6 protein-coding genes are annotated in these 7,809 nt (G+C 69.6%); 2 read left to right on the top strand and 4 right to left on the bottom strand.

Annotated features, from left to right (window positions below; genetic code table 11):
• Nucleotides 1-23 precede the first annotated feature (23 nt).
• On the bottom strand, nt 24-890 hold the full coding sequence (locus D3105_RS30575; protein ID WP_206272978.1) for a hypothetical protein: 867 nt from the start codon (nt 888-890) through the stop codon (nt 24-26).
• Nucleotides 891-1,465: 575 nt separating this feature from the next.
• Between D3105_RS30575 and D3105_RS30570 the strand changes: the two genes are divergently transcribed.
• A complete protein-coding gene (locus D3105_RS30570; protein WP_338104030.1) occupies nt 1,466-3,196 on the top strand; it encodes a glycoside hydrolase family 18 protein in 1,731 nt (576 codons plus the stop codon).
• 82 nt (nt 3,197-3,278) lie between these two features.
• On the opposite strand, the gene D3105_RS30565 is transcribed toward D3105_RS30570, so the two are convergent.
• Nucleotides 3,279-4,580, bottom strand: a complete 1,302-nt coding sequence (locus D3105_RS30565; RefSeq protein WP_118906156.1) for an Nramp family divalent metal transporter — start codon at nt 4,578-4,580, stop codon at nt 3,279-3,281.
• A gap of 154 nt (nt 4,581-4,734) precedes the next feature.
• On the opposite strand from D3105_RS30565, the gene D3105_RS30560 reads away from it, so the two are divergent.
• On the top strand, nt 4,735-5,820 hold the full coding sequence (locus tag D3105_RS30560; protein WP_118906155.1) for a class I SAM-dependent methyltransferase: 1,086 nt from the start codon (nt 4,735-4,737) through the stop codon (nt 5,818-5,820).
• A 48-nt stretch (nt 5,821-5,868) separates the two neighbouring features.
• Here D3105_RS30560 and D3105_RS30555 read toward each other — a convergent pair whose 3' ends face one another.
• Entirely contained in the window at nt 5,869-7,344 is a 1,476-nt protein-coding gene (locus D3105_RS30555) for a GntP family permease (RefSeq protein ID WP_118906154.1), read from the bottom strand.
• 164 nt (nt 7,345-7,508) lie between these two features.
• On the bottom strand, nt 7,509-7,809 hold a 301-nt coding region (locus D3105_RS30550; protein WP_133305725.1), incomplete at its 5' end, for a RidA family protein.

Here is a 7,809-nt window from a genome sequence, read left to right as displayed (position 1 = left end):
ACGGTGGGCGGGGAGCGGTCGCGTCAGGGGCCCGGTGATTCGTCGGCCCCATGGTGTTGGACACCGGCGGGCAGCGCGCGGTTCTCCGAAACCGGAAGAGGTGCGGAACAGAATGCGCAGCGGTCGCCGATCAGTTCCATGGCGCACCAGTGACACTTTTCCCGGCGTACGGAGGAGACCAGCTGGTAGAGCACGGAGAGGTCGGGAAGATGGGCGGCGAACTCCACCAGCTTTCCCGTACCCCACCAGCGCGGCGAGTCGGCCGGGACCGGGGTGTCGTGAATGGCCTGGACCTTCCAGGCGGGCGCAAGGGTCTCCTGTACCCACTCCGACTGCAGATTCCCTTTGGCCACCAGAAGATGCGTACCGAAATCCGGTCCCGCCAGCGGTTCGGCGGTCGGACCCACTTTCACCAACTGCGGCTCGGGGCCGGCGAGCACGGCGAACTGGGATCCGGGGACCCAGGACTTGGCGTGGCTCTTGAGGCTGACCGGGACCCGGTCGAGCCGGGCGACGGAGTTGAGGAGGGCGCCCGCGTAGATGTAGTGCGACAGCAGCCGGGCGGCGGAGGCGACCACTCCGGGGCTGAAGTCACAGATGGACAACTGCCTCAGCTGGCGCACCAGTACGGCGACGCCGAGGGGCGGGAGGTCCACCTTGACCAGGGCGATCCGGTCGCTCTCCAGCACCGAGCGGATGGAGTGGAGGCGGCGTTCGTGCTCGGGCCGGATGCCCGAGGGGTAGAGGGCGATCACATACCCGTGCTGTTCCAGCAGCAGGTGCATGTCGCCGATCGCCAGCTCCAGCACCTGGGCCTCGGGGGCCTGGAGCAGAGCGGCGGTCGGTGTCTGCTGGTCGGTCGGCGGCAGCACCAGGTCTGCGCTCGTCACTGCTATCGCGGTCGGCACGCTCTCCCCGTTTCGGCTCCGGTCGACGTGGGGACGCCGACCGCAATCGCTCCTGCTCCGTGCTCCTGCCCCAGCACTTTAGCCACGTCTCACCAGGCAGAGAACAGTTATCGGAGACCAGTACGGCACCATGCGAACACCGTTCCAACGGGGGCAGGGTGCTAAACGGGATGAAATCGATTTCGCCCCACTCGACCGCCACTGCGGAGCGTTACCGAATCCCGCGTCCGCTTTTCGATCACGCATCCATTCGCGCACGTCATCCTGGATTTCGGCGCGATGGACCCCCTTTCCGTAAGGCCGTTTCCGTGACCGTCCGGAGATCTCCCGCAAGATCACTCGTGCGGGGGGCGGAGTGGGGTCGCGGTGCCGCCTCCCGACCGGGAATCCGCCGCCCGGCACCCCCGTACGGGGGTGCCCGCACCCGCTCGCGCCCGCGTCCACGGACGGCCTTTCACTGCCAGAGGTCTTGACAACTTGATTGGTCTGGACCAGTTTATGCGCACTGCACCGCACCGCCCATCCCCGGCACCCCCCAACTCCCCCCGGAGGCACCAGTGGAACGCTCCGCAGGCAGCAGTCGCAGAAGACGCCGCCGCTCCCGGCCCGTGCTCGGTGGCGCCCTGGCCGTCGCCACGGCCGCCGCCCTGACCGTCACCGGGCTCGTCAGCACCGCCCAGGCCGCCGACGTCAACAACGCCAAGAACGCGGGCTTCGAATCGGGCCTCGCCAACTGGACCTGTTCCGGGGGCAGTGGCGCCGCCGTCTCCTCGCCCGTGCGCAGCGGAACGTCCGCACTGAAGGCCACCCCGGCCGGCCAGGACAACGCCAAGTGTTCGCAGTCGGTCAAGGTGAAGCCCAACTCGACGTACGCGCTCAGCTCCTGGGTGCAGGGCGGTTACGCCTACCTCGGTGTGAGCGGCACGGGGACCACGGACGTCTCCACCTGGACGCCGGGCTCCTCCTCCTGGACCAAGCTGTCCACCAGCTTCACGACCGGCGCGAACACCACATCGGTGACCGTCTACACCCACGGCTGGTACGGGCAGGCCGCCTACTTCGCCGACGACGTCGAGGTGACGGGGCCCGACGGCGGGGGCGGCGAGGAGCCCGGACCGGTCGTCCCGGCGGCCCCGGCCGGCCTCACGGCGGGCGCCACGACCACGTCCTCCGTCGCCCTGTCCTGGAACGCGGTCTCCGGCGCCACGGGTTACAAGGTGTACCGGAACGGCGTGCAGGCGACCACCTCCACCGGGACCTCGGCGACCGTCACGGGCCTGACCGCGGACACCGCCTACCAGTTCTCGGTGAGCGCCACCAACGCGGCCGGTGAGTCGGTCAAGTCGGCTGCCATCAGCGCGCGTACGGCGAAGGAGGGCACGGGCCCCGGCCCCGGCCCCGCGGTGCCCGAGCACGCGGTCACCGGCTACTGGCAGAACTTCAACAACGGCGCGGCCGTCCAGAAGCTCACCGACGTCCCGGCCGACTACGACATCATCGCGGTCTCCTTCGCGGACGCCACGCCGACGCCGGGCCAGGTCACCTTCAACCTGGACACGGCCGGGCTGAACGGCTACACCGACGCCCAGTTCCGCTCCGACATCAGGACCAAGCAGGCCCAGGGCAAGAGCGTCATCATCTCGATCGGCGGCGAGCTGGGCACGGTCCGGGTCGACAACGACGCCTCCGCCACCGCGTTCGCCGACTCGGTGTACGCGCTGATGCAGGACTACGGCTTCAACGGGGTCGACATCGACCTGGAGAACGGCCTCAACGCCACCTACATGACGAAGGCGCTGCGCCGGCTGTCGGCGAAGGCGGGCAGCGGACTGGTCATCACGATGGCTCCGCAGACGATCGACATGCAGTCGACGTCGGGCGAGTACTTCAAGACGGCGCTCAACATCAAGGACATCCTGACCGTCGTCAACATGCAGTACTACAACAGCGGTTCGATGCTCGGCTGTGACGGCAAGGTCTACTCGCAGGGTTCGGTGGACTTCCTCACCGCGCTCGCCTGCATCCAGCTGGAGGGCGGCCTCGACCCGTCCCAGGTCGGCATCGGCGTCCCTGCCTCCACGCGGGGCGCGGGCAGCGGATACGTCAGCCCGTCGATCGTCAACGCTGCGCTGGACTGCCTGACCAGGGGCACCAACTGCGGCTCGTTCAAGCCATCGAAGACCTACCCGTCGCTGCGGGGCGCCATGACCTGGTCGACGAACTGGGACGCGACGGCCGGGTTCGCCTGGTCGAAGGCGGTCGGCCCGCACGTCCGCAGCCTGCCGTGACCCGTATCCCGTAACACCGACGCGTCCCCGAACCTGCAGCGCCGCCGCTCCCCCGGCGGCGCTGCGGCGTCGGCCGGCTGTGTCACCAGGGCAGGTCGCGCACCTGCTGGACGCACAGCACGACGAACAGCAGCCCGGAGAGGGCGAGCATCCCGTTGCTGACCCATCCGTTACGCCATTCACCCGGCGTACGGGAGGAGTTGAGCAGCCAGATCAGGGTCAGGGCCAGGAAGGGCATGAAGAACGCGCCGAGCACCCCGTAGGCGATGACCAGACCGAAGGGCTCGTCCAGCCAGAGCAGCGTCATCGGCGGGAAGGTCAGCCAGAGGAGGTAGGCGCGGAAGGGCAGCGAGCGCTGCTGCCGCTCGGTGGCGGCCGGACCGGCGTGCTCCTTCCCCGGGTCCACCGGGGCCCGGAACCGCTCCACGAAGTCGGCGAACATCAGGCTCACCCCGTGCCAGACGCCGATCAGCGACGAGAACGACGTGGCGAAGAAGCCGACCAGGAAGAGCTTGGCGGTGCCCGCGCCGAAGCGGTCCTCCAGCACCTTGCCCAGGTCGACCAGCCCGCGGTCGCCGGAGGTGAGGGCGGTCTGCGAGGCGTGCAGCAGCTCGGCGCCGACGATGAGCATCGCCACGACGAAGAGCCCGGTGGTGATGTAGGCGACCCGGTTGTCGAGCCGCATCACCTTCATCCAGGAGGAGTCGCTCCAGCCCTTGGCGTTGACCCAGTACCCGTAGGCGGCCATGGTGATCGTGCCGCCGACGCCGCCGATCAGTCCGAGGGTGTAGAGAAGCGAGCCGTCCGGGAGCACGGGCAGCAGTCCGGCGAACGAGGCGCCGACGTCCGGGACGACGCGGATGGCCACGTACACGACCACCACGAACATGATGCCGATCAGGACCGTCATGACCTTCTCGAAGACGGCGTACCGGTTGAACCAGACGAAGACCAGTCCGATGAGCCCGGTCACGATCGCCCAGAACTTCAGCCCCGGCCCGTCGGGGAACAGCGCCACGATGGGCAGGGCGCTGGAGGACATGGCCGTCGCCCCGTAGATGAAGCCCCAGACCACGACGTAGATCGCGAAGTAGACCGTGGTCCAGGGGCCCAGGCTGCGCCAGCCGTCGAAGAGCGTGCGCCCGGTCGCCAGGTGCCAGCGGCCGGCGGCCTCGGCGAGCGAGATCTTGACGACGCAGCCGATCACCGCCGCCCACATCAGGGTGTAGCCGAACTTGCTGCCCGCGATCAGCGTCGCGACCAGGTCGCCGGCCCCGACCCCGGTCGCCGCGACGACGATGCCGGGGCCGATGTACTTCCAGCTGGACTTACGTGGTCGGGAGGCCGGCTCCCCTGTCCCTGTGGTTGCGCTTGTCTCCGCCATGCCGATCAAGGAAGCGCAATCGGCGGGACAGCACAAGGGGTGTGCACGGCAGTAAAATCTTGAGGGAACCCATCGGCCGGCAGCGAGCGGCGGATACGGGGACGAAGCGGGCGGGGGTCCCCGCTGCGCGCTGCGGCCTTCCCGAGGAGGCGCCATGTCGCACACGATCCAGCGGACCAGGGATCCGGCCCGGCAGGAGGAGTTCGCCGGGCGGATGGTCCAGGTGCTGAACGATTCCTGCCTGGGGTATCTGTGCAGCCTCGGTCACCGGACGCGGCTGTTCGACGTGATGGCGCAGCTGCCGCCGTCGACCAGCGAGGAGATCGCCGGGGCCGCCGGGCTGCACGAACGCTATGTGCGCGAGTGGCTGGGTGGGGTGACGGTGGGCGGGATCGTCGTGTACGACCCGGCGGACGGTACGTACCGGCTGCCGCCCGAGCACGCCGCGTCCCTCTGCCGCGACGCCGGGCCGGACAACCTGGCCTCCTTCCTCCAGGACCTCGCGCTGATCGGGCTGGTCGAGGACGAGGTGGTCGCGGCGTTCCGGGACGGGGGCGGCGTGCCGTACTCCTCGTACCCGAAGTTCCAGGAGCTCCAGGCCGAGGAGACCGCCCGGGTGTACGACGCGGCGCTGGTCGACGCGATCATCCCGCTGGTGCCCGGCCTGCCGGCGCGGCTGGACTCGGGCGCCGGTCTGGACGTGCTCGACATCGGTACGGGGCAGGGGCACGCGGTGAACCTGCTGGCGCGGGCGTTCCCGGCCAGCCGGTTCACCGGGGTCGACATGTCGGAGGGCGGTATCGCGGCGGCCCGGGAGGAGGCGGGGCGGCTCGGCCTGCGGAACGCGCACTTCGAGCTTGCGGACGCGGCCGCCGTGACCGGCCCGTACGACCTGATCACCGCCTTCGACGTGATCCACGACCTGGCCCGTCCGGCGGAGGCCCTGGCGGCGGTCGCCGGTGCGCTGCGGGACGACGGGGTGTTCCTGATGGGGGACATCGCGGCCTCCAGCAGGCTGGAGGAGAACCTGGACCTCCCGCTGGGGCCCACGCTCTACACCTTCTCGGTCTTCTACTGCATGACGGTCTCGCTCGGCGAGGGCGGGGCGGGCCTGGGGACCGTATGGGGTCGGCAGACCGCGCTGCGCATGCTGGCGGAGGCGGGCTTCGGGGAGGTGGAGATGCGCGAGGTGGAGGGCGATGTCCTGAACGTCTACTACGTCGCGCGTAAGGACAGTTGAGGGGAGCCTCCCGGGGGCGGGGCTCGCCGGGCCCCGCCCCCAGTGCCCCTAGATGACCAGGCTGAGCAGCGCCGCGACCACGAAGCCCGCGACCGAGAGCACCGTCTCCAGGACCGTCCAGGACTTCAGGGTGTCGCGCTCGCTGATGCCGAAGTACTTCGACACCATCCAGAAGCCGCCGTCGTTCACGTGCGAGGCGAAGATCGAGCCCGCCGAGATCGCCATGATGATCAGCGCGAGGTGGGCCTGGGAGAGGTCCTGGCCCTCGACGAGCGGGACCACGATCCCGGCCGTGGTGACGATCGCGACGGTGGCCGAGCCCTGGGCGACGCGCAGGACGACCGAGATCAGCCAGGCGAGCAGGATGACGGGCAGGCCGACGTCGTTGAAGGTGTCGGCGAGCGCGTCCGCGATGCCGCTGCCCTTGAGGACCGCGCCGAAGATGCCGCCCGCGCCGACCACCAGCAGGATGTTGCCGACGGGCTTGAGCGAGGACGTGGAGACGGACTCCAGGGACTTGCGGGACCAGCCGCGCCGGATGCCCAGCAGGTAGTACGCGAGGAACAGGGCGATCGTCAGGGCGACGAACGGGTTGCCGAAGAACTCGATCACCGAGCGCGGCGTGGACGGGTCCAGGGCGATCGAGGAGAACGTCGCGGCGAGGATCAGGATCAGCGGGGTGCCGATGATCGCCAGGACCGTGAGGAGCGGGACCGGCTTCTCGTGCGGGGTGACGCCCGCGGCGCGCTGCTCGGCGGCGACGGCGGCCTTGGCCTCCTCGGCGGCCTCCACCATGTCCTGCGGCACGTCGACGAAGACCCGCTTGCCGATCCAGGCGGAGTAGCCCCAGGCGGCGATGACGGACGGGATGCCGACGACGACGCCCATCAGGATGACCCAGCCCAGCGACACGTTGAAGAGTCCGGCGGCGGCCACCGGGCCGGGGTGCGGCGGCAGGAACGCGTGGGTCATCGACAGGCCCGCCAGCAGCGGCATGGCGTAGAGCAGGATCGATTTTCCGGAGCGCTTGGCGGCGGCGTACACGATCGGCGCGAGGACGAAGATGCCGACGTCGAAGAAGACCGGGATACCGAAGACGAGGCCGGTCATCCCCATGGCGAGCGGGGCGCGCTTCTCACCGAAGAGGTTCAGCAGCCGGGCGCTCAACACCTCGGCCCCGCCGGAGACTTCGAGGATCGCGCCGAGCATGGTGCCGAGTCCGATGATGATCGCGACATGGCCGAGGATGCCGCCCATGCCGGATTCGATGACCGAGACGGCGGCGGATTTCTGCACGGTACCGAAGAGTTCGGTGACCGAGAGCCCGGCGCCGAGGCCGACGGCTATGGAGACCGCGAGCAGGGCGACGAACGGCTGGAGCCTGACCTTGATGATCAGGAAGAGCAGCAGGGCGATCCCGAGGGCGGCGACGGTCAGCAGACCGGCGGTGCCGTCGATCAGGAGGAGCAGTCCACCGGTGTGCGGTGGGGTCTCGGCCGGCGAGGGGGTTGCGGCGAGCAGCATGGGGACTCCGGTGGTGCTGGAGGGCAGGGGGGAGCGCGGCACGGCGCCCCCGGGGAGCGGGGCGCCGTGCCGTACGGCGTACTGCGGGAGTGGTCCTGCGTGTGGAGCAAGGAATTCAGAGGGGAGAGGGCCGGACGGTCCTGGGGGGTGCGGGAACCGTCAGCTCAGCTCAGCACCGCGAGCGCGTCGATCTCGATGAGCAGGCCCTTGGGCAGACCCACGTAGACGGTCGTGCGGGCGGAGGGGGCCTCCTTCAGGTTCTGCTCGGCGAAGTAGGCGTTGTAGATCTCGTTCATCTCCGCGAAGTGGTCCACGTCGGTGAGGTAGACGCGCATCATCATCACGTCGTCCCAGCTCGCGCCGCCCTCCTCCAGGATCGCCTTGACGTTGGCGAAGGTCTGGAGGGTCTGCTCGCGCAGGGTGGGGCCGGCCGGGGTGGGGGCCTGGCCCTCCACGGCGGGGAGG

The sequence above is a fragment of the Streptomyces globisporus genome, assembly GCF_003501885.1.
GTDB classification, from domain to species: Bacteria; Actinomycetota; Actinomycetes; order Streptomycetales; family Streptomycetaceae; genus Streptomyces; species Streptomyces globisporus_D.
Note: the sequence above shows the minus strand (reverse complement) of the source record. Positions and strands in the feature narration are given on the sequence as shown.